This is a genomic window from Chryseobacterium sp., assembly GCF_041914225.1.
Taxonomy (GTDB): Bacteria; Bacteroidota; Bacteroidia; order Flavobacteriales; family Weeksellaceae; genus Chryseobacterium.
Genome location: NZ_JAYSDT010000004.1, coordinates 1 through 20,504, shown reverse-complemented (window position 1 = coordinate 20,504; position 20,504 = coordinate 1). Strand labels below are relative to the sequence as shown.

Genomic DNA, 20,504 nt, shown 5'->3' with positions numbered 1-20,504 from the left:
TAATCTCAATATTATTTTTTAATAATTTTCAGGGACTGTGATCCTTTTTCTGCATTCACTTTTAAGATATAAATACCTGCAGGAGCCCGTCTCATGTCAACAGAACCTTTTTCAGCATTAATTGTCTCAGTAAGAATTCTTTGTCCTGAAACATTATATACTTCAACATCTTTGATTCTGTTGTCATTATTGATATAAAGGTAGTCTGTAACAGGGTTTGGATAAACATTTACCGTATTCTTTTTTGCAGCTTCATTTACTGCTAATACAGTTGCTGTAAATTCGAAGCTTCCAAGATCCGGTGTTACCGCGTTCCTTGTATTGCCATCAGCATCCAATGTTACTTCAGCAACGGGAGTTCCTTTATTGTCAAGCGCTGTATTTCCTGTAGCAGATAAATGGAAATCAGTTGCTGATACAAATACAGGTATTATGTTCAGAGAGTTTACATTTCCACCGAATCCTGCCTGGATATCTGCAAGTGTCGCTTTTGCTGCCCCGCCGATATAGCCAAGATTCGTACCGGTAGAATAGAAATTGTTATAGTTAATAGTGGAAAAAACACTGCTGGCGGCTCCTGCGTAAATAGCGTATCTGTCTCCCGCCTGAGTTTGGGTATTAACAAAAATATTATTTCTCACATCGATACCTCCGGCACCGGTTACTCCACTTGTAATATTTAAAGCAGACGGTCTCCCTGCCACAGTCTGGCTGACGTTCATTACCACAGTGTTATAATAAAGCTTATATCCGCCTCCTGAAGCAATAACAATTCCGTTTCCGTTGTCATTTACCCCTCCGGTTGTTGCATATCCATAACCCGCCACACCACTCACGACATTATTGGAAACTAATGTATTGGAAGTAAGACTTGTTGTTGCAAGATAAATACCCTGGGCGCCATATCCTGATACATTGGTATTTTTAATCCCGTTTATTTTATTGTTATTAATGGTCATACCGGATGTTAAGGTACCTCCTGCATAAATTCCGGCAAAAAGACTTCCCGTCCCACTGGAAGTAAAATTGGAAATCGTATTTCCGCTTACATTAATATTGGCAACAGCGGAAGCACCTGTATTACCAGAGGTTATTGTTATCCCTGAAGCTCCTCCGGCACCAGTTCCTGTATAACCAAGATTGGTAATGGTATTGGAAGTAATGGAAGAATTTACGGTTGCAGTTGCAAACCACACTCCTCTCTTAATCTCAGCATTTGTAGTTTCAAAATTGCCAATTGTATTATTGCTTACAGTTACTCCGTCTGCTCCCTGTACATAAATTCCACAAAGACGAACGGCATCTGTTCCGGCGGCACTCACATCATTTCCTGTCACCAGAGTGTTGCCTCCGTTACCTGCAGCTATTGCAGCAAGCAGATAAATTCCTATGTAAGCTTTCTTCACAGAATTATTCTGGATTGTCACATTATTAAAGAAGCCCCCTGTAGGAGTTGCAGCTCCATCATACATTATAAAAGCAGAAGAGGTATTGATACCGTTTACTATATTCAGGTTTTTAACCGTAATATTCGTATTGGCAGCAGCAGCTGAAGTCGCTATAAATGTAAGTACCTGCGGCGCCGTAACGGAAGTATTGGTAAGGGTAAGATCTCTTGTGGTTCCTGAAGCGGCATTGCTTCCATCCAGGGTAATATTACTGCCCAATATTCTCACTAAAGGTACACTGGCAATATCACCGGAAATAGTAGCCGTAACTCCTGCTGCAGGCTTTATTGCAACGGAGGTATAACTAGCTGTTCCTCCGCTGGCATTCAGACTGGCAGTTGCCGTTTCTGTTGTATTGCCTGTAATACTGATTGTAATGGCGCCCTGATGTGTTCCTGCGTTAATAGCATCAAATGCTCCTTTTAACGTAGTATAAGTTCCTGTAGTGGTTCCTGCCGTTGCAGAAATACTGACTTGTGAATAAAAAGTTGATGAAACCAAAATTGCCATCAAACAAAATAGAATTTTTCTCATGACATTAATTTTTATTATACTAAATATAAAAAATAATTATCAATAAATACTGATAATCAGTTAAATATATTCAATAAAAATCAAACAAAATATCATAAAATCCCTTAAATAAAACAATACAAGTAAAACGCAGTACCACATCTTACTTATAAAAATTTTGTTTTTTAAGAATTTCGTAAATTTGCACCATGATAAAAATAGGCAACATAGAACTGCCGGAATTTCCACTTTTGCTGGCTCCGATGGAAGACGTAAGTGATCCTCCGTTCAGACGTTTGTGTAAAATGCATGGCGCAGATTTAATGTATTCGGAATTTATTTCTTCCGAAGGATTGATTCGTGACGCTATCAAGAGCCGTAAAAAGCTTGATATTTTCGATTATGAAAGACCGGTTGGGATCCAGATTTTTGGTGGAGATGAGGAAGCTATGGCCATGTCTGCAAGAATTGTTGAAACGGTAAATCCGGATCTTGTAGATATTAATTTCGGATGCCCTGTAAAAAAAGTAGTTTGCAAAGGAGCGGGAGCCGGTGTTTTGAAAGATATCGACCTGATGGTTCGTCTTACAAAAGCGGTGGTAAGCTCTACTCATCTGCCGGTAACAGTAAAGACCCGTTTAGGATGGGACAGCACCAGCATTAATATTGATGAAGTGGCAGAACGCCTGCAGGAAACAGGAATCAAAGCCCTTACGATACATGCCAGAACACGCGCCCAGATATATAAGGGTGAGGCAGACTGGGAACACATTTCAAGAATCAAACAAAATCCGAATATTGAGATTCCGATTTTCGGAAATGGTGATATAGACTCTGCTGAAAAAGCATTGGAATACAAGCAAAAGTATGCATGCGACGGTATTATGATCGGACGTGCCGCTATTGGATATCCATGGATATTTAATGAAATCAAGCATTTCTTTAAAACAGGTGAACACTTACCTGAGCCGACAATTTCAGACAGATTATTAGCAGTTCGTCAACATGCGGAATGGAGTGCTGAATGGAAGGGAGAAAGATTAGGATTAGTAGAAATGAGACAGCACTACAGCAACTATTTCAGGGGCATTCCTCATTTCAAGGAGTTCAGAAAAAAATTCCTGGAAGTTTACACCATGGAAGAAATGGACAGTTTGATCAAAGAGACCCAACAATTCTACGAAGAATATCAGGCACAGCTATAAAATAAAAACCATCAGCAAAACTGATGGTTTTTTATTATTTAGAAATATCTACTAATATCCTTCTGATGAAGATTCGTTTTTAATTAATGCCAATGCTGAGGAGGTCCCGATCCTTTTTACTCCCATATTGATCATTTTTTCAGCATCTTCAGGAGTTCTTACTCCACCTGCTGCTTTTACGGGAAGTTTCCCTGCGTTATGGAGCATAATGGCTATTCCTTCAAAAGTAGCTCCGTTTGGTTTTCCCTCAGCAGTCTGGTAGAATCCTGTTGATGATTTTACAAAAATTTTCGACAGTTCGTTTTCAGAGAAGTTCTCTTCTGCCCAGGTAGAAATATTTTTAGTAAGATCTGCAATCTGTGCATCAGTCAAAGCTGCAATTTCAATAATCCATTTTGCAATTTTATGATGCTCAAGAGCTAATCTTGTACATTGTACAAATTCGTCTTTTACCAGTTGTATATTTCCCTGCAGATATGCAGTATAATTAATCACAAAATCAAGTTCGTCAGCTCCATCTTCTATTGCTTTTGAAGCTTCTTCAAGCTTCTCGTCAATAGAATAGGTACCTTCATGAAAGCCTATTACAGTTCCTACTGCAACATTTGAATTTCTTTCCTGGATATATTTTTTGATCTCAGACACATAATCCGGGCGAATCATCACGGCAAAAATTCCATTATCTATGGCCTCCTGTGCAAGTTGCTTATCTTTTTGAAGTGTTTCTTCGTGGGAAATACCTGATTGTTCTGGTGTTTTCAGGTAAGTTGAATCCAAATATTGGGCTATATTCATGTCGTTATACTTTCAATTGTCTGTAAATACCTTGTTCCAAAGATATAAAAGTTTCTGTTCTTGTTACTCCCTTCAGCTTTTGAAGTTTATTAAGAATCTGCATTAAGTGATCATTGTCTTTACAAAGAACTTTCAGGAATATGGTATAGTTTCCTGTAGTATAGTGGGCTTCCACTACTTCGTTGATATCATGCAAAGACTTTACCACATCCGGATAATGGCTTGGCTGATCCAAAAATACACCAATGTAGGAAATTACCTTATATCCTATTTTCTTAGGATTAAGGAATGAAATTGAATTTTCAATAACTCCTGCATGTTCGAGTTTTTTGATTCTTTGATGCACTGCAGTGGTGGAAATTCCGACATTTTTTGAAATGTGGGCTAAAGAAGTTTTAGCATTATCCATCAGCATGTAGATAATTTCCTTGTCAATAGAATCCAAATGATAGCTTGTGTTGCTCGAATTTTTCATTTTCTACTTTTTTTATTATTTATGTTTTTTACTGTAAATTTTTAAATTTTACAAAAACCGGAAAGTGATCGCTGTATCCTCCTAAATACCTTGTACCGGCATAAGTTCGGAAAGGCCGTCCTTCAAAATTCCTGGTCCGGCTGCGGATTTTTTCAGAATTAAATATATGGGCATCCTGAAAAGCCAGCGTCTTATTATCAAGAAGAGATCTTGACATAATGATCTGATCATACAGCAATCCAGATTTATAATGAAAAGTAGAATAATTTCTTGTAGAAAACAATTGCTGAAAAGGGTTCACTAAAACCTTCTCATGCTCATTGTCATAGAGAATCTGTACTAAATTTTCATCATCCGGGTTTTCGTTAAAATCACCACACAATATGACATGCTCTTTATCAGCATCCACTATTTTCATAATCCGTTGCCGGACTTCATTCAATATAAAGGCTCTTTTAGGTTTATTGATATCTTTTTCGCGTTTAGAGGGAAGGTGCGCAATAAAGACATTAATAATTTCCCCTTTATATTTAATTTTTGAAAAAAGTACGTCTCTTGTTGTGTCGTAATTTTCTGTGTTTTTATTTACTATTTCAAAAAAGAAAGTAATGGTTTCTGAATCTATGACCTCTACTTTATTTTTATCATATAACATGGCTACATCCACTTTTCTTTCATCCATGGAATTATAATGTACAATTCCATATTCCGAATTAAAGGGCTCCATTTCCACAAGATCTTCCAAAACTTTCCTTCCGGAAACTTCAGACAATCCTATTACAAATGGCAATACACCATTATCCTCCTTCATAAGCTGAAATACTTGAGAGATTTTGAAAAGCTTATTTCTATATCTCTTTTCATCCCAATTCCTTAATCCTGACCGGGTAGGATCTAATTTATGGACAGGTTTCGGATCGGGCAAAAATAAATTTTCAACATTATAAAAAGAGAACAGCTCCATCTACACTAATTTCTATACTTTTAATTATTATGTTCTTTTTCTTATACAATGTAAATTTATTATTTTTTTTCAAATTTCCTTTGATTTATTTCCAAACAGACAAATCAATTTCCAATAAAAAACAATCCAAATATAGTAAAAAACACCAATGAAATCAGCTATAACAAATTAATTTTTCAATTATTGAAGAGTTTTTATACATTAATCAAAATTGAGACAATATATAAAATCAGGAATAATAGAAATAAAATTTCAATTTAAAACTAGAAATATAAATATTTTTCGCATTTATTAAATTTATAACAAATATTATTCCATTTATTTTTAACAAATGGAATTAAATACATAAATAAGAATTGGGTAAATTCTGGTGATTGTTTACAGTAAATCAGGCCGTTTTTCTTTAGTAATCCTTACCGCTTCATCATGGCGCCACTCTTCGATCTTCCCGAAATTTCCACTTAAGAGGATTTTGGGAACGTCCAGACCTTTGTAGCTCTCAGGTCGTGTATAAATTGGCGGTGAAAGAAGGTCATCCTGAAAACTGTCTGTCAAAGCACTTTGCTCATCATTCAAAACTCCGGGAAGCAGCCTGATTACCGAATCTGCAAGTACGCAGGCAGCAAGTTCTCCCCCAGTAAGTACATAATCTCCGATGGAGATCTCTTTGGTAATATGAAGATCTCTCACTCTCTGGTCTATTCCTTTATAATGTCCGCAGAGAAAGATCAGATTCTCTTTAATGGAAAGCGTATTGGCAATTTTCTGGTTCAAGGTAACACCATCCGGTGTCAGATAAATTACCTCGTCATAATTTCTCTGAGATTTCAGCTCAGAAATACATTTATCCAATGGCTCAACCATCATGACCATTCCTGCTCCGCCTCCGTAAGGTTCATCATCAATCTGCCTGTGTTTATTGGTAGCCCAATCTCTCAAATGATGAAAATGCACTTCCACCAGCCCTTTATCCATAGCTCTTTTCAAAATAGAAGTTTTGAAAGGACTTTCCATCAATTCAGGAAGTACGCTTATTATGTCAATTCTCATTGTAATGTTCCGTTTTTCTTAGTCGGTATAATAATTAATCTTAAAGAAGAATCTTTGTTGATATAGCTCCACATCCAGTTGAAGAATATGGCCAGCTTGTTTCGAACGCTCAAAATTAGCATTAAATGGAGAAACATCCAGAAATACCAGGCCAGAAATCCCTGAAATTTTATAAACGGCAGATCAACAACGGCTCTGTGCTTTCCAATAGTTGCCAAAGAACCTTTATCATCATACTCATATTCTTTCCATTCTCCCTGATTTTTCTTTAATAAATTTTTACCTAAATTTTTTGCCTGATTAATGGCTACGTTCGCTACCTGAGGATGCCCTTGGGGATATTTTGGGGTTTCCATATAGGCAATGTCCCCGATAGCGTAAATGTTATCGTAACCTTTTATTTTGTTATATCGGTCTACAATATATCTGTTTCTTATTAATTTTTCCTCCGGAAAACCTCCTACAACATTTCCTGTAACTCCTGCTGCCCAGATCACATTATTGGATGGGATTTCCTTACCGCTTCTGAGATGCACTTTATCACCGTCATAATCTGTTACCACTTCCCCACTCAGAAAAGTGACTCCAAGATCTTTAAGGTATTTTTCAGATTTTTCCTGCGCTTCACTGCTCATTACTGCAAGCGGCTTTTCTGTGGAACTTACCAGGATAATCTTCAGGTGGTCAAAATTCATATAAGGATAATCTCTTGGAAGGATATCTTTTTTCATTTCGGCAAAAGCTCCTGCTAATTCTACTCCCGTAGGGCCGCTTCCTACAATAACGATATTCCAGTTTCCATCATCGCTTCGGCTTTTTTCAATAATCAGTTTTTCAAAGGTCATCAGAACATGGTTTCTGATGCTGATGGCTTCCTGGGTATTTTTCATCCCGAAAGCTTTACCTTCCAGCTCTTTGTTACCGAAAAAATTAGTTTTACAGCCCGTTGCAATGATGAGTTTATCATAAGTAAATTCTGCTTCGTCGGTAATGACTTTATTATTGGCAGGGTCTATTTCTTTAACCTCTGTCATACGGAACTGTGTGTTTCTGGACTGCTGAAAAATCTTTCTGAAAGGAAAAGAAATATTGGAAGGCTCTATCCTTCCTGAGGCTACCTGATAAAAAAGCGGCTGAAACATATGATGGTTCATCCGATCCAGAACAATGACTTTTTTGTTCTTGTTATTCAATGTTTTTGCAAGCTGCAGCCCCGCAAATCCTCCTCCTATAATGATGATTTTTTCGCGTGTTTCCATAATACACAAATTTACTGATTTTATTTAGCATTTAGCAGTGAAAAAAGTTAGTTTTGCAAAACTTTATGACACCGAGAAAGTACACCAAAAAAACTTCCAAACGAGTCCACAAGTCCCGACGGAAGAAGTATTTTTTCCGCAGGTGGGTGATATTGGCAATATTAATTATAGCATTGATAGGAACCGGTTTTTATTTAAGACAGACCGTTACTTATTATTATGCCCTGTACTTTAATAAATTTAAGCATAAAAAACTTCATAACAGTGAAAAGGAAGCAGCAAGAATCCAAAGAATCTTAGCCAGCAATCTTGATAAAACCTATGGTTTTGACGTTTCCCATTATCAGAACCGGGAGGATATCAAATGGGACAGCCTCAGCATCGGAAATAAGACAATTCCATTGGAGTTTGTGGTGATGCGTGCAACCATGGGAAACCGAAGTGCCGACAAGCATTTTGATGAGTTCTGGGAAAGCGCTAAAAAACATGATCTTATCCGCGGAGCTTACCATTTTTACAGGGCTGATGAAGATCCTGTAATACAGGCCAATAATTTTTTAGAGAATGTAAAGCTTGAAAGCGGTGACCTCCCTCCGATTCTTGATATTGAAAAAATCCCAAAACGTAAAACCAACAAAAAACTGGTTGAAGATCTGAAGGTGTGGTGTAAAATTATAGAAGATGCCTATGGTGAAAAGCCCATTATCTATACTTACTACCATTATTATAAAGATTTTCTGAAAGGTGAATTTGACGGCTATCCCTTATGGCTGGCCAATTATAACGATGTGCCTTCCCCTTCTCCTGATGACCAGTGGGACTTCTGGCAATTTACAGAAAACGGAATTGTACACGGCATCAATGCAAAAGTGGACCTCGATATTTACAATGGCAGCTCGTGGTCGTTAAAAAGAATGGCCCTTGATTAGGAAGAAAATAATGTATGAATCGACTGATAGTTGTCTTCAGGCTGCTCAGGCACATCAGGTATTAATCATTTTCATTCTGATGATCGCTGCCGTTTTTATCCATCTTCACATCAATATTAATGGCTGGTGCGGCAATGGTCATTTTCTGCCAGTCACCATAAAACTCTCTTATAAACCCTGTTCTGAATAATGCTGCACTTATTTTAATCCTGCCGTCAAAAGCTTTTAAAAACTGTATCCCAATAAAGAATTTCCCCTGTACCCAGATATTACGATCATTCACATCCAATGTGTATGTTCCGTTTTTAATCATATCTTCAGTGAGCTCAACTGTAATTTCCTCTTCAAGAATATTCTTGTCCGGAAAACCGTTTTTTTTACTATAAATACTATATCTCATCAAAACAGGCTGTGCAGAGACATAACTGGCGATATTCAGATTGATATTTTTAATTTTGGATCTTTTTTTAGCATTGAATTCTAAGGCCGTTTCTCCAAGAAAACTCTTTTTGTCAAATTCGGGATTAACTGAATAGATAACATTTTTTGTTTTGGTATTGACACCCCAGTTTTTATCTACCAGTTTTTTCGGTTTAATAGTAACCTCTTTAATATTTCTGGTTTTTTCGGTTAAAAATATTTTTTGCTGATGATGCTGTTTAAAACTCTGAACGGTTTCCTGGTAAAGATCATAGCCAGGGACCTCTATTTTTATGGTCTGTTGGGGATCAGCACTGGAAAGATCAATTGAAAAATTTCCTTTTTCATCAGAGATTGTACCTGTTGAAGTTTTTTCTATCCCAACTTTCACATAGGGAATCGGCTGATTTTCATTTTTAGCAATAACAGTTCCGGAAATAACCTGTGCTTTGAGGGCAATAACAGGAATAAGGAAAAATAAAGTATGGAATATTTTCATGTTAAAAGTTTGACGCAAACTTATTTATTTTCAACATTCCGAACTCCCAATACTTTATTAAATTTATTCTCTCTTTAGTTAAAATTATTTTAAAAATTTCCAAAATTTCCACCACCTGAAAATAATTTAATCCTCAGATTTAAAGGATATTCATAATTTCTTCCCAGGAGTGAACCCTTTTGTAAGTTTCGTTTTCGATCAGCTCATTATGAGGCTGGGTGAAGATTAATCTCTGTCCTGAAAAATGGTCCAGGTTTTTAGGATAATCATCAATCATAACGTCACCGGAAACTACTCTCTTACTTCCGCAAAGGACAATCTGCTCCCATGTAATGAATGGAAAATGCTCCGCGAGCCAGTCGTACTTTTCTCTTAAGCTGTTTGGAAATTCCATTCCGGCCGACACAATATAAAGCTCATATTTACCGTTCAGGTATTCCATTGCTTCACGGCTGCCTTTCATTACTGGTAAAGTTCTGAAAAAACCGACTTCATTAACGTGCTTTTTTCCGTTTGGAAAGGCTTCTATTTCCGGCCTTCCCACTAAATCACTGATATTAACTTCTCTTCCGGTATCTCTTTTTTCAAATTGCACCAACTGATGATACACATCTGCCATTACCCCATCCATGTCGACAATTATTTTTTTCATTACTTCAATCAGATTTTGTATTATTATTTTTAAAAACTATTTAAATTGCAGCCAATCAAATTTACTGAATAGTTTTTTCAGTACTCCCCTCAGGTCTATTAAAAAATTATAAATATTGATTTATAAAAGAGGTTGCAGAAAATTTCAGGTACATTTTCGTATTTTTGCGGTTCAATTCAAAATTAAAATCAAACCATTAATTCCCAATGAATTACGTTTCTGTAGAAAATCTTACCAAATCTTACGGCATCAAGGTTTTGTTTAAAAACATTTCTTTTCACATCAATGAGGGAGATAAAATAGCTATTGTTGCCAAAAACGGAAGTGGAAAATCTACCCTTCTGAAAATATTAATGGGTAAAGAAATTGCAGACAGCGGAACTGCGATCATTAATAAAGATATCCAGGTGGTATTATTTGACCAGGAAATCGATTATGACCCTAATCTCAGTATTGAGGAATTTATGATGACCCTTGATTCGGAGCCTATCCTGGCGCTTAAGAATTATCATCAGTCACTCCATTCCACAGATAATGATTTTATTGAAAAAGCATTGGCTGATATGGAAGTCCATAAGGCCTGGGATCTGGAGAATGAAATGAAGCAGATCCTTTCGCAGCTCAAAATTACCGATCTGGATGCCAAAATGGGAACTCTTTCCGGAGGACAGATCAAACGTGTAGCGTTGGCTAAACTTTTAACAGAGACAAGAGCTGAGCACAGACATACACTCCTTATCATGGACGAACCTACCAACCACCTTGATGTGGATATGGTAGAATGGCTTGAAAATTACCTGAACAAAGCAAAAATAACCTTATTGCTTGTAACGCACGACCGATACTTCCTGGACAGCGTCTGTGATATTATCTGGGAGATGGAAGATCAGAATCTTTATGTTCACAACGGTTCGTATGCTACTTATCTTGAGAACAAGATGATTCGTGAGGAGAATCTTAATGCTACGATTGATAAGGCCAACAACCTTTACAGAAAGGAACTGGAATGGATGCGAAGACAGCCCAAAGCCCGAACTACAAAATCAAAAAGCAGAATTGATGCGTTCTATGAAACTGAAAAGGTAGCCAAAACTGATACCAGAAAAGATGGGCTGGAACTGGATTTTGAAATGAAACGTTTAGGAAATAAAATTCTTGAACTCAAACATATTGATAAAAGCTTTGGCCCTAAAGTTCTTTTAAAAGATTTCAGCTATCAGTTTCAACGTGGAGAAAAAGTAGGAATCGTTGGAAAAAACGGTGCTGGAAAATCTACCTTGCTTAATATTATTCAAGGGTATGAAAAAGCTGATAAAGGAGAAATTGAAACAGGAGAGACAATTTCTTTCGGTTATTTCTCACAAAAAGGTCTTACCTATAAAGAGGATGAGCGCGTGATTGATTTCATTAAGGAAATTGCTGAGTTTTATCCTTTAGCCAATGGTAAAAGCTTATCTGCCTCACAGTTCCTGAGATTGTTCTTATTTGATGACCAGACTCAATATTCCCCGATTTCAAAGCTTTCAGGAGGTGAAAAAAGAAGACTCCACCTGATGTATATTTTGTATCAGAATCCTAACTTCCTGATTTTTGATGAGCCTACGAATGATCTTGACCTTCCGACATTAACGGTTCTGGAAAACTTCCTTCAGCAGTTTCAGGGATCTTTGATTATCGTTTCCCACGACAGGTACTTCATGGACAGAATTGTAGATCATGTTCTGGCATTTGAAGGAAATGGAAAAATCAGGGATTTTGTAGGAAATTTCTCAGAATACAGAGAAGCCAGAAGCCGTGAAGAAGCATTAGAAAAAAATATAGCTACAAAGCCTGAACCTGTTAAAGAAACTGTTTCCACAGTGGAAAGTGCCGGCCCTTCGAATACAAAAAGAAAATTAACTTTCAAAGAACAGAGAGAGCTGGAGACCATTGAAAAAGAAATGCCTGAGCTGGAAGAACAGCGTGCTAAAATTCTGGATCAGCTCAACAATGAAGCAGATTATGAGAAAATAGCCAAACTTTCTTCAGAGCTGGAAACCGTTTCGGAAAAACTGGAGAACCATGAGATGAGGTGGCTGGAGCTTCAGGAATTGCTTTAAGAATGAATGAGTTCAAAGAGTTTGAGAGTCGGAGAGTTTGAGAGTGAGAGGGTAATAATTTCTATTCCCGATTACTTTAAACTTTAAACTTTGAACCTTTGAACTCATTCATTATTCATTTATAATTTGATTATTCTTTCTTCTTTTGCACTTTCCAGGGAAGCATCAATAATTTTCATATTCTGAATAACTTCTTTTCCCGGAGATGGTAAGGCATATCCGAACACCATATGTTCATAAATCTTCTGGTAATAATCCATATAATTTCCCGCTTCACTTGAGATAAGAATTCTTTCTGTTTCGGAACCACCATTCAGGTAGTTTAAAATTCCGTCCGGTGCATTCAATGGCCGTGTCCATTCTTTTCCATATGTTGGAACAGCACCTGCTACCAGTTCATTTTCCTGGTTATCTGTTCTTTCCTGCAGAAAGCTCCCTTTGTCACCATGAATGGTGTATGCATAATGACCTTCTTTGCTGAAAACGGAAGACTTCAGTCTTATTCTCAGATCGTTTTTGTAGAATAAAAGGATCTCAAAATAATCATTTGCAAATTCTTTTCCTTTCATAGAAAATACATCTGCAAAAAGTTTTTCAGGATATCCAAAATACTGTACAGCCTGATCTACAAGATGCGCTCCCAGATCATGAAGCGATCCAGCTCCCAGCTGATCAGGGCTTTCTTTATGCTGTTTTCCGCTGGGAGTGGTACGGAACCTGTCAAAACGGATCTCAACCTCTTTAATATTTCCTAATTTTCCTTCATCCAACACTTTTTGAACCTGTAAAAAATCACGGTCAAATCTTCGGTTTTGATATACGCTCAGGAACAATCCTTTTTCTTCAGCCAGCTTTACCAGATCTTCCGCTTCAGAAACATTTACTGTAAAAGGCTTTTCCACAATAATATTTTTGCCCGCCTCCAATGCTTTTTTGGCATATTCATAATGGGTCTGAACGGGAGTATTGATAATCACCAGTTCTATATCTTCCTGCTGAAGCATTTCTTCCACAGAACGGTAAATTGTTGCTTCCGGATACTTCTCCTTCGACTCTTCCTTACTTCTTTCTACCACTGCAGAAATAAAAAATCCCGGATGCTCCTTTAAAAACGGTGCATGGAAAACTTTTCCACTCATTCCAAAGGCACAAAGCCCTGCTTTTACCAATTGCATATTATAATTTTTAACAAATATATTCATAAAAAATTCTCTATTCCCTGATCTAAAGGAGGTATAGAAATAATCCATCTCATGAGCGCTAAAAAAATATGATTTAAATCATGAAATTATTTTTATCTATTCTAAACAAATACTTACATTTGCGCCTTATTTAAAACTGTTCTACATAAAAATAAAATGAAAAGACAATTATTTTCTTTAGGTCTTCTGTTTATCGCTGTTTCGGCTAGTTCACAGTTGAAAAACGTTGAAGCAGATACTATCAGAACTCAAACCATTGAGGATATCAACCTTCATAAAACAGGAAATCCCAACCAGGCAAGGACATTATCGACCAAGTCAAATCTGACGGTAATGGAAAATCCACAGCCAATTGCTATTGTTACCCACGAAATTATTGAGCAGCAGCAGGCAAAACAGTTGAGTGATGTTCTTCAGAATGTCAATGGATTGTATATCACTTCATCCAGAGGAAATTCTCAGGATAGCTTTGGTGGCCGTGGCTTCATTTTGGGAAATGATAATATTTTTAAAAATGGTTCAAGAGTGAACAGCGGTGTCTTCCCTGAAGTAAGCGGTCTGGAAAGAGTAGAAGTTTTAAAGGGAGCGAATGCCATGCTTTTTGGTAATACTGCAGCTGGTGGTGTTATCAATATGATTACAAAAAAACCTAAATTCAATTTTGGTGGAAGCATAGGTCTGAATGGTGGAAGCTGGAACTCCTATAAACCAACGGTTGATATTTATGGCCCATTATCCAAAAATATTGCTTTCAGAGTAAACGGAGCCTATGAGCATACAGAAAGCTTCAGAGATGTTGTAGAATCAGAGAAGTATTATTTCAATCCTTCATTCTTATTTAATTTAAGTGATAAATCTCAGTTAATTGTTGAGGCAGATTATCTTAAAACTAATTTCACTCCCGATTTCGGGCTTGGGTCTATTACTGAAAAAGACCAAAGCTACAGATTGAATGATGCCACTTCAAGAAACATTTTCTTCGGAACTGATTGGCAATATCAAAATGTACAGCAAGCTTCTACGAATGTAACTTTTAATCACCAATTCAACGAAAAATGGTCTTTGAATGCGACTGCTTCTTATCAAAACTATACTAAAGATTATTTTTCTTCCGAAAGAGTACAATGGATATATGACACCAAAGATACAACTGTAGATCCTAACAGATTATCCTGGAAAAGACCTTTTGGCAAAACTTATAACGAACAAAATTATACTTCAGCACAAGTTAACATCAACGGAGAGTTCAATACAGGAAAAATCAACCACAAAGTTTTAATTGGTGCAGATGCTGATTACAGCCAGGCAGATGCATATGCTTATAATATTACAGCACCAAAAAATCTTCTGTATTTAGATGACCCTTCAACATGGGGAAATATTGATATGCCGAATTCTACTCTTAGTACGAAAAACAGAATCAATACAAGAAGGATCGGGATATATGCACAGGATTTTATCAGTTTAACAAAACAATTAAAAGTGATTGCAGGGCTAAGATGGTCTTATATAGAAAACATGCCTACGCTGACAACCCGCTTTACATTAAATGATAAAATTGAAGTACCAAATTCTTCAACTTCTGACAATGCATTTTCTCCAAAAATAGGTTTGGTGTATGCTCCAAATGAAAACCTTTCAGTATTTGCAACTTATACAAATTCTTTCGCAGCAAATGCCGGGTATACTTCAGATCAATTTGGAACAGTAAATACCAATCAACCTGTTACAGATGTTCAAAATCAGTTAACTACTTTATCAAGACAAAGCATAAAGCCTTCAACGGTTGATCAATACGAAATTGGTGTTAAAAAGAATTTCTGGAACAATGCTTTAGCTGTTAACTTAACGGCTTACCAGATTATGTACAACAACTATTATCAAACATACTGGTTCGCTTCTGCTCCAAACGGAGCACCTGTAAATTCAACAGATACCAATCTTAAAGAATTTGCAGGAAATATGAGAAGCCGGGGTGTAGAATTAGACATCACGGGAAATCCTACAGAAAACTTATCTATAATCGGAGGTTTTTCTTATAATAACTCCGTTTATATTGATACTCCTGAAAAAGGATATGTTGAAAAGCAAAGACTCGTAAGAACACCAGCTACAACAGCAAATGCTTCGGTTTTCTATAAATTTACAAACTATCTGAAAGGGTTAAAAATCGGAGCCGGAATCTATTATATTGGAGACAGAATAGCCGGATGGAATGATACAAAATCAACAAACACAAGTAGAAACAACGTGAGCAGAATGTTTGATCTGAAAGATTATACCACTGTTTCCCTTTCAGTAGGATATGAATGGAAAAAATTCTCTATCCAGGGGAAAGTTGGAAACCTGTTTGATGTTGTAAATTACAATGTTCACGAGAATTATTCAGTAAATCCGATCACTCCAAGAAACTACTATTTCACATTGACATACAGACTCTAGAATTTATATAGTAATTCTTTCATGAAAAGTGGAAATTGCATTTGTTGCAGTTTCCACTTTTGAAATTTTAAAATAAAAACAAAACAAGATATGGATAAGATTAAAGATACAAGAAGCTTCATGAGGGTTACACACCGCTATCTGGGTTATTTCCTTGCGGGAATTATGGCTGTATACTCAATAAGTGGAATCCTTCTGGTATACAGAGACACCGACTTCCTGAAAAGCGAAAAGAAATATAAAAAAAACATCGCAGCCAATCTTTCAGAAAAAGAACTGAAAAAGGAACTTAAGATGAAAGGCCTGGAAGTTGAAAAAACAGAAGGAAGTATCCTTTATTTTAAGCAGGGAACCTACGACAGTGCAACAGGAAAAGCGAAGTACACCAAAAAAGAATTACCATTCGTGTTAGATAAAATGGTTTCTCTCCACAAATCTCAGTCTAAAGATGCCATATCGCCCCTAAGTGTATTCTTTGGAGTTTCTCTTTTCTTTTTCGTCATTTCAAGTTTCTGGATGTTTAATCCCAAGACAAAGGCATTCAAACGCGGAATCAGGTTTACCATTGCCGGACTTATTATTTCTTTAATTCTTCTGTTTATTTAACAATAAGAAATTAATGCATTCATGCAATTAATGATCTGCTACCTATTCTTATCATTCTTATTTTAAAAACCTTATTTTATTATCTTTATGATTGTAATATTTTCAACTAATATGTTAAAAAGATAAAATATATCTTACTGACAATGTTAACGTTTATTTAGAAAAATTACGTAAAATTAAGAGAATGGCACATTTATTGTTTTTTCTATAATTCGTGAATAATAAACATTTAATTATTAAAATAATAAATTATGAAAAGACTTATTTTAACAGGGATATTAGCTGTAGCAGGTTTAACAGCAACTGCAAATGCTCAGATTCAGAAAGGTAATTGGATGGTAGGGGGTAACCTTGCAGGGGCTAATTTTGGTTTAAATGAAGGAGCAGGTTATGACTTCTCTATCCAGCCAAAAGGAGCATATTTCATCGAAGACAATATTGCAGTTGGGGGATATGTAGATTTAGGCTTCAAAGGAGCTAAGGATGCACCCACTACTTTTACATATAATGTAGGAGCATTAGGGCGTTACTACCTTAACCCGGGAGAGCAGGGAGTAAACAACCTGCTTCACCACGGAAGATGGTTCTTTGAAGGTAACGTAGGTGTTGGAGGTATGTCAATCTCTAAAGGAGGTTCTTCTTCTAACGGTCTTAACTTCGGATTCGGACCTGGGTATTCTTACTTCATCACTCCAAACATCGGATTGGAAGGTTTAGTGAAATATGATGCCAATGCAGGATTCGGAAGCGGTGGATATACTAACAAAATTACTTTTGGTTTAGGTTTCCAGATCTATCTTCCAACGTCTAAAGCTAAGCAGATCATCAACGACGTTAAGTAATCACTGAAATACTTATAAAAAAATGAAAGCGCCCCGGAAAAAATTTCCAGGGCGCTTTTCGTACAAATTAAAACTAAACTATAAAAAATCAAATAAATCATGTATTGGGTTGAGGGGTGTATCGTAAATACGGTTTTATTTCCGTTACACCTTTCGGGAATATTTTTCGTGCTTCTTCTGTTGAGATGGTGGGAGGAACAATTACGTCTTCCCCATATTCCCAGTTTACAGGTGTTGCCACACGGTAATTATCTACCAATTGTAAAGAATCCAGCACTCTAAGGATTTCTTCAAAATTTCTTCCTGTAGAGGCCGGATAGGTAATAATCAGTCTTACTTTTTTGGAAGGATCAATAATCAGAAGAGAGCGTACAGTAGCTGTAGCCGAAGCATTAGGATTAATAAAATCATACAGCTCCGAAACTTTTCTGTCTTTGTCTGCAATAATAGGAAACTGCACATGGGTATTCTGGGTTTCATTAATATCCTTTACCCAATTCTGATGATCTTCCACCCCATCCACACTCAGGGCAATTACCTTAGTATTTCTGGCTTCAAATTCAGACTTCAGCTTTGCCGTATATCCCAGTTCTGTAGTGCATACCGGGGTATAATCTGCCGGATGTGAAAACAGAATGCCCCAGGAATCTCCCAGATAATTATAAAAATTAATATCACCTACAGATGACTCTGCCTGAAAGTTGGGTGCTGTATCTCCTAATTTAATTGACATAATATTCCGTTTTTATAATCTACAAATTTAGTAGACTTTTTGGAACTGGCAAATTTTTTGATGAAAATTTATATATTTAAATAAAATTTTTATCCATGGAGAAAACCGGACTCAGGTATGTAGATGTTGTTTATAAGGTACTGGAAAATTGGTATATGACCTTTGCCGAACTAACCCCCAAGCTGATTGTCGGAATTCTGGTATTTACCTTTTTTCTTATCAGCAGTAAATATTTAAGTAAAGGTGCCGTAAAATTATTTCATAAATTTTTCCCGAAAAGCCAGAAAGAGAGTTCATTGGTTACGCTGATCAGTATTTTCAGATTCCTGATTATGCTGATGGGTACTTTTATTTCTCTCGAAATTATGGGCTTTAGTGGCTTCCTGTGGAAATTTATCGGGAGTTTGGGAGTGGCCGGGGTTATTGCCGGAGTTGCACTGAAAGATCTTGTTTCAAGTATTTTCTCGGGAATGCTGATAGGAATTGATAAAGCATTTAAAGTAGGAGATTATATTACCATTGGAACCCATTCCGGAACAGTTCAGGAAATTGGTTTTTTAACTACAAAAATTCTTACCGATGACGGAAAGAAAGCTTATATCCCCAACCAGGTTGTTTTCAATGCTCCGTTTTACAATATTACGGCTTCTCCGCAGCGCAGGATTATTTTAAATTTTGAGATTCCTGCTGATGAAGATATCACTAAGGCTCAGAAGGGAATTCTTGATGTAGTAAAAAATCTTGACAATGTGGATAAATTAGATACTGCTGAAGTGATCTTCACAGACCTTAAACAAGGTGCATTTAATCTTCAGGTGAAGTTCTGGATAAAAGTAGGGGCCAATCTTGCACAGGTGAGAAGTAAGGCTTATCTGGATATCAAGGAACGTTTTGATACGGACAAAATCCAGCTGGTAACTCCAACCAGTATAAGCATCACAAATGGAGAAACCATTTTACCCGAAAACCATCAGGATAAGTAACAAAACAGATAAAATAAAGCCACCTCAAAACCGGGGTGGTTTTTTATGGTGATTGCTAAGAAAAAACCTAACAGGTTTTTGAAACCTGTTAGGTTTAGAATTTATACAAAACTTTATTCCTGCATTACCAACAAAAAAAACCGTTCCAAAATTGGAACGGCTTTCTATTTTATTTGAAAATTTCAGCTTACGCTAAAACTTCTTTTACTTTGTTTGCAGCTTCTTCTAAAGTAATTGCAGAGTGAACCGGAAGGCCAGACTCATCAATTAATTTTTTAGCTTCTACAGCATTAGTTCCCTGTAATCTTACGATCAATGGAACCGGAAGACTTCCCATAGCTTTGTAAGCGTCTACAACCCCTTGAGCAACTCTGTCACATCTTACGATACCTCCAAAGATATTGATCAGGATTGCTTTTACGTTCGGATCTCTTAAGATGATTCCGAAAGCAGTCTGTACTCTCTGAGCATCTGCAGTACCTCCTACGTCAAGGAAGTTGGCAGGGTTACCACCTGATAATTTGATGATATCCATAGTTGCCATAGCAAGACCTGCACCGTTTACCATACAAGCAACGTTACCATCCAATTTTACGAAGTTAAGACCAGCTTCACCAGCTTCTACATCCATTGGATCTTCTTCTCTTGTATCTCTTAATTCTGCCAAGTCTTTGTGACGGAATAATGAGTTGTCATCTAAAGTTACTTTAGCATCTACAGCGATAATTTTGTTATCGGAAGTTTTCAACACCGGGTTGATTTCGAAAAGAGATGCATCAATACCTGTGTAAGCATTGTAAAGAGAACCGATGAATTTTACGAATTCTTTGAAAGCATTCCCTTCAAGACCTAGGTTGAAAGCAATTTTTCTAGCCTGGAACCCCTGAAGACCTAAAGCAGGGTCAATGATTTCTTTGTGGATCAAATGAGGTGTTACTTCTGCAACATGCTCAATATCCATACCTCCTTCAGTAGAATATACGATTGTATTTTTCCCTTCAGCTCTATCTAAAAGAATAGAAACATAAAATTCTTTAGTTTCTGACTCACCTGGATAATATACATCCTCTGCAATCAAAACAGAATTTACTTTTTTACCTTCAGCAGAAGTTTGTGGAGTTACCAGCTGCATTCCGATGATGTTCTGAGCGTTTTCCTTAAGTTTATCCATGTTTGGAGAGAACTTTACACCACCACCTTTACCTCGACCACCTGCGTGGATCTGAGCTTTTACTACCCACCCTTGAGCGCCAGTTTCAGCAGTTAGTTTTTCTGCAGCAGCTACAGCTTCTTCTACGTTGTTTGCAACGAAACCACGTTGGATAGCCACTCCGTACTTTGATAAAATCTCTTTTGATTGATACTCGTGAAGATTCATATTATTTTTA

Annotated in this window: 18 protein-coding genes; 7 read left to right on the top strand and 11 right to left on the bottom strand. The window is 36.8% G+C overall.

Annotation, left to right across the window (positions count from 1 at the left end):
- Positions 1 to 11: 11 nt before the first annotated feature.
- Positions 12 to 1,982: a T9SS type A sorting domain-containing protein gene (locus tag ACE3RB_RS02935; protein WP_374462826.1), complete on the bottom strand. Its 1,971-nt coding sequence runs from the start codon at positions 1,980 to 1,982 to the stop codon at positions 12 to 14.
- Between the two features lie 188 nt (positions 1,983 to 2,170).
- On the opposite strand from ACE3RB_RS02935, the gene dusB reads away from it, so the two are divergent.
- Positions 2,171 to 3,166: a tRNA dihydrouridine synthase DusB gene (gene dusB / locus ACE3RB_RS02930; protein ID WP_374462824.1), complete on the top strand. Its 996-nt coding sequence runs from the start codon at positions 2,171 to 2,173 to the stop codon at positions 3,164 to 3,166.
- A gap of 51 nt (positions 3,167 to 3,217) precedes the next feature.
- On the opposite strand, the gene deoC is transcribed toward dusB, so the two are convergent.
- The 5 genes from deoC to ACE3RB_RS02905 all read right to left on the bottom strand — a co-directional run bounded on the left by deoC (position 3,218) and on the right by ACE3RB_RS02905 (position 7,709).
- A complete protein-coding gene (deoC, locus tag ACE3RB_RS02925; protein ID WP_374462823.1) occupies positions 3,218 to 3,961 on the bottom strand; it encodes a deoxyribose-phosphate aldolase in 744 nt (247 codons plus the stop codon).
- A gap of 4 nt (positions 3,962 to 3,965) precedes the next feature.
- Positions 3,966 to 4,436: an Lrp/AsnC ligand binding domain-containing protein gene (locus ACE3RB_RS02920; protein WP_047096673.1), complete on the bottom strand. Its 471-nt coding sequence runs from the start codon at positions 4,434 to 4,436 to the stop codon at positions 3,966 to 3,968.
- A gap of 28 nt (positions 4,437 to 4,464) precedes the next feature.
- On the bottom strand, positions 4,465 to 5,400 hold the full coding sequence (locus ACE3RB_RS02915; protein ID WP_374462822.1) for an endonuclease/exonuclease/phosphatase family protein: 936 nt from the start codon (positions 5,398 to 5,400) through the stop codon (positions 4,465 to 4,467).
- Between the two features lie 378 nt (positions 5,401 to 5,778).
- Positions 5,779 to 6,450: a tRNA (guanosine(37)-N1)-methyltransferase TrmD gene (gene trmD / locus ACE3RB_RS02910; protein ID WP_332385287.1), complete on the bottom strand. Its 672-nt coding sequence runs from the start codon at positions 6,448 to 6,450 to the stop codon at positions 5,779 to 5,781.
- Complete coding sequence (locus ACE3RB_RS02905; RefSeq protein ID WP_374462821.1) at positions 6,447 to 7,709, bottom strand: NAD(P)/FAD-dependent oxidoreductase; 1,263 nt, start codon at positions 7,707 to 7,709, stop codon at positions 6,447 to 6,449. Before ACE3RB_RS02905 ends, trmD begins: the two co-directional genes overlap by 4 nt.
- Before the next feature lie 65 nt (positions 7,710 to 7,774).
- Between ACE3RB_RS02905 and ACE3RB_RS02900 the strand changes: the two genes are divergently transcribed.
- Complete coding sequence (locus tag ACE3RB_RS02900) at positions 7,775 to 8,638, top strand: glycoside hydrolase family 25 protein (protein WP_374462820.1); 864 nt, start codon at positions 7,775 to 7,777, stop codon at positions 8,636 to 8,638.
- Positions 8,639 to 8,699: 61 nt separating this feature from the next.
- On the opposite strand, the gene ACE3RB_RS02895 is transcribed toward ACE3RB_RS02900, so the two are convergent.
- Complete coding sequence (locus ACE3RB_RS02895) at positions 8,700 to 9,557, bottom strand: carboxypeptidase-like regulatory domain-containing protein (RefSeq protein WP_374462819.1); 858 nt, start codon at positions 9,555 to 9,557, stop codon at positions 8,700 to 8,702.
- A gap of 139 nt (positions 9,558 to 9,696) precedes the next feature.
- The gene (locus ACE3RB_RS02890; protein WP_374462818.1) at positions 9,697 to 10,209 is read right to left on the bottom strand and encodes a 5'(3')-deoxyribonucleotidase; all 513 of its coding nucleotides are present in this window, start codon (positions 10,207 to 10,209) and stop codon (positions 9,697 to 9,699) included.
- Between the two features lie 206 nt (positions 10,210 to 10,415).
- Here ACE3RB_RS02890 and ACE3RB_RS02885 point away from each other — a divergent pair, with 206 nt between their 5' ends.
- Positions 10,416 to 12,308 carry an ABC-F family ATP-binding cassette domain-containing protein gene (locus tag ACE3RB_RS02885; protein ID WP_374462817.1) on the top strand — a complete coding sequence of 631 codons (1,893 nt, stop codon included), beginning with the start codon at positions 10,416 to 10,418 and terminating at the stop codon, positions 12,306 to 12,308.
- A 119-nt stretch (positions 12,309 to 12,427) separates the two neighbouring features.
- On the opposite strand, the gene ACE3RB_RS02880 is transcribed toward ACE3RB_RS02885, so the two are convergent.
- A complete protein-coding gene (locus ACE3RB_RS02880) occupies positions 12,428 to 13,483 on the bottom strand; it encodes a Gfo/Idh/MocA family oxidoreductase (protein ID WP_374462816.1) in 1,056 nt (351 codons plus the stop codon).
- Between the two features lie 183 nt (positions 13,484 to 13,666).
- On the opposite strand from ACE3RB_RS02880, the gene ACE3RB_RS02875 reads away from it, so the two are divergent.
- From ACE3RB_RS02875 to ACE3RB_RS02865, 3 genes are all read left to right on the top strand, one after another.
- Complete coding sequence (locus ACE3RB_RS02875) at positions 13,667 to 15,952, top strand: TonB-dependent siderophore receptor (protein ID WP_374462815.1); 2,286 nt, start codon at positions 13,667 to 13,669, stop codon at positions 15,950 to 15,952.
- A 90-nt stretch (positions 15,953 to 16,042) separates the two neighbouring features.
- Complete coding sequence (locus ACE3RB_RS02870; RefSeq protein ID WP_374462814.1) at positions 16,043 to 16,558, top strand: hypothetical protein; 516 nt, start codon at positions 16,043 to 16,045, stop codon at positions 16,556 to 16,558.
- A gap of 251 nt (positions 16,559 to 16,809) precedes the next feature.
- Positions 16,810 to 17,400: a hypothetical protein gene (locus tag ACE3RB_RS02865; RefSeq protein ID WP_332385281.1), complete on the top strand. Its 591-nt coding sequence runs from the start codon at positions 16,810 to 16,812 to the stop codon at positions 17,398 to 17,400.
- A 97-nt stretch (positions 17,401 to 17,497) separates the two neighbouring features.
- Here ACE3RB_RS02865 and ACE3RB_RS02860 read toward each other — a convergent pair whose 3' ends face one another.
- Positions 17,498 to 18,133, bottom strand: a complete 636-nt coding sequence (locus tag ACE3RB_RS02860; RefSeq protein ID WP_374462813.1) for a peroxiredoxin — start codon at positions 18,131 to 18,133, stop codon at positions 17,498 to 17,500.
- 95 nt (positions 18,134 to 18,228) lie between these two features.
- Between ACE3RB_RS02860 and ACE3RB_RS02855 the strand changes: the two genes are divergently transcribed.
- Positions 18,229 to 19,116, top strand: coding sequence for a mechanosensitive ion channel family protein (locus ACE3RB_RS02855; RefSeq protein ID WP_374462812.1), 888 nt, complete (start codon positions 18,229 to 18,231; stop codon positions 19,114 to 19,116).
- A 187-nt stretch (positions 19,117 to 19,303) separates the two neighbouring features.
- Here the strand turns inward: ACE3RB_RS02855 and sucC are convergent, their stop codons facing one another.
- Positions 19,304 to 20,494, bottom strand: a complete 1,191-nt coding sequence (gene sucC / locus ACE3RB_RS02850; RefSeq protein ID WP_374462944.1) for an ADP-forming succinate--CoA ligase subunit beta — start codon at positions 20,492 to 20,494, stop codon at positions 19,304 to 19,306.
- Positions 20,495 to 20,504: the final 10 nt, after the last annotated feature.

Excerpts from the sequence above, each read along its gene's own strand:
- ACE3RB_RS02865 (WP_332385281.1), top strand. The coding sequence starts at position 16,810 with ATGAAAAGACTTATTTTAACAGGGATATTAGCTGTAGCAGGTTTAACA.
- ACE3RB_RS02870 (WP_374462814.1), top strand. The coding sequence starts at position 16,043 with ATGGATAAGATTAAAGATACAAGAAGCTTCATGAGGGTTACACACCGC.
- ACE3RB_RS02895 (WP_374462819.1), bottom strand. The coding sequence starts at position 9,557 with ATGAAAATATTCCATACTTTATTTTTCCTTATTCCTGTTATTGCCCTC.
- ACE3RB_RS02920 (WP_047096673.1), bottom strand. The coding sequence starts at position 4,436 with ATGAAAAATTCGAGCAACACAAGCTATCATTTGGATTCTATTGACAAG.
- ACE3RB_RS02915 (WP_374462822.1), bottom strand. The coding sequence starts at position 5,400 with ATGGAGCTGTTCTCTTTTTATAATGTTGAAAATTTATTTTTGCCCGAT.
- ACE3RB_RS02905 (WP_374462821.1), bottom strand. The coding sequence starts at position 7,709 with ATGGAAACACGCGAAAAAATCATCATTATAGGAGGAGGATTTGCGGGG.
- ACE3RB_RS02935 (WP_374462826.1), bottom strand. The coding sequence starts at position 1,982 with ATGAGAAAAATTCTATTTTGTTTGATGGCAATTTTGGTTTCATCAACT.
- ACE3RB_RS02855 (WP_374462812.1), top strand. The coding sequence starts at position 18,229 with ATGGAGAAAACCGGACTCAGGTATGTAGATGTTGTTTATAAGGTACTG.
- ACE3RB_RS02885 (WP_374462817.1), top strand. The coding sequence starts at position 10,416 with ATGAATTACGTTTCTGTAGAAAATCTTACCAAATCTTACGGCATCAAG.
- deoC (WP_374462823.1), bottom strand. The coding sequence starts at position 3,961 with ATGAATATAGCCCAATATTTGGATTCAACTTACCTGAAAACACCAGAA.
- ACE3RB_RS02900 (WP_374462820.1), top strand. The coding sequence starts at position 7,775 with ATGACACCGAGAAAGTACACCAAAAAAACTTCCAAACGAGTCCACAAG.
- sucC (WP_374462944.1), bottom strand. The coding sequence starts at position 20,494 with ATGAATCTTCACGAGTATCAATCAAAAGAGATTTTATCAAAGTACGGA.
- ACE3RB_RS02875 (WP_374462815.1), top strand. The coding sequence starts at position 13,667 with ATGAAAAGACAATTATTTTCTTTAGGTCTTCTGTTTATCGCTGTTTCG.
- trmD (WP_332385287.1), bottom strand. The coding sequence starts at position 6,450 with ATGAGAATTGACATAATAAGCGTACTTCCTGAATTGATGGAAAGTCCT.
- ACE3RB_RS02890 (WP_374462818.1), bottom strand. The coding sequence starts at position 10,209 with ATGAAAAAAATAATTGTCGACATGGATGGGGTAATGGCAGATGTGTAT.
- ACE3RB_RS02860 (WP_374462813.1), bottom strand. The coding sequence starts at position 18,133 with ATGTCAATTAAATTAGGAGATACAGCACCCAACTTTCAGGCAGAGTCA.
- ACE3RB_RS02880 (WP_374462816.1), bottom strand. The coding sequence starts at position 13,483 with ATGCAATTGGTAAAAGCAGGGCTTTGTGCCTTTGGAATGAGTGGAAAA.
- dusB (WP_374462824.1), top strand. The coding sequence starts at position 2,171 with ATGATAAAAATAGGCAACATAGAACTGCCGGAATTTCCACTTTTGCTG.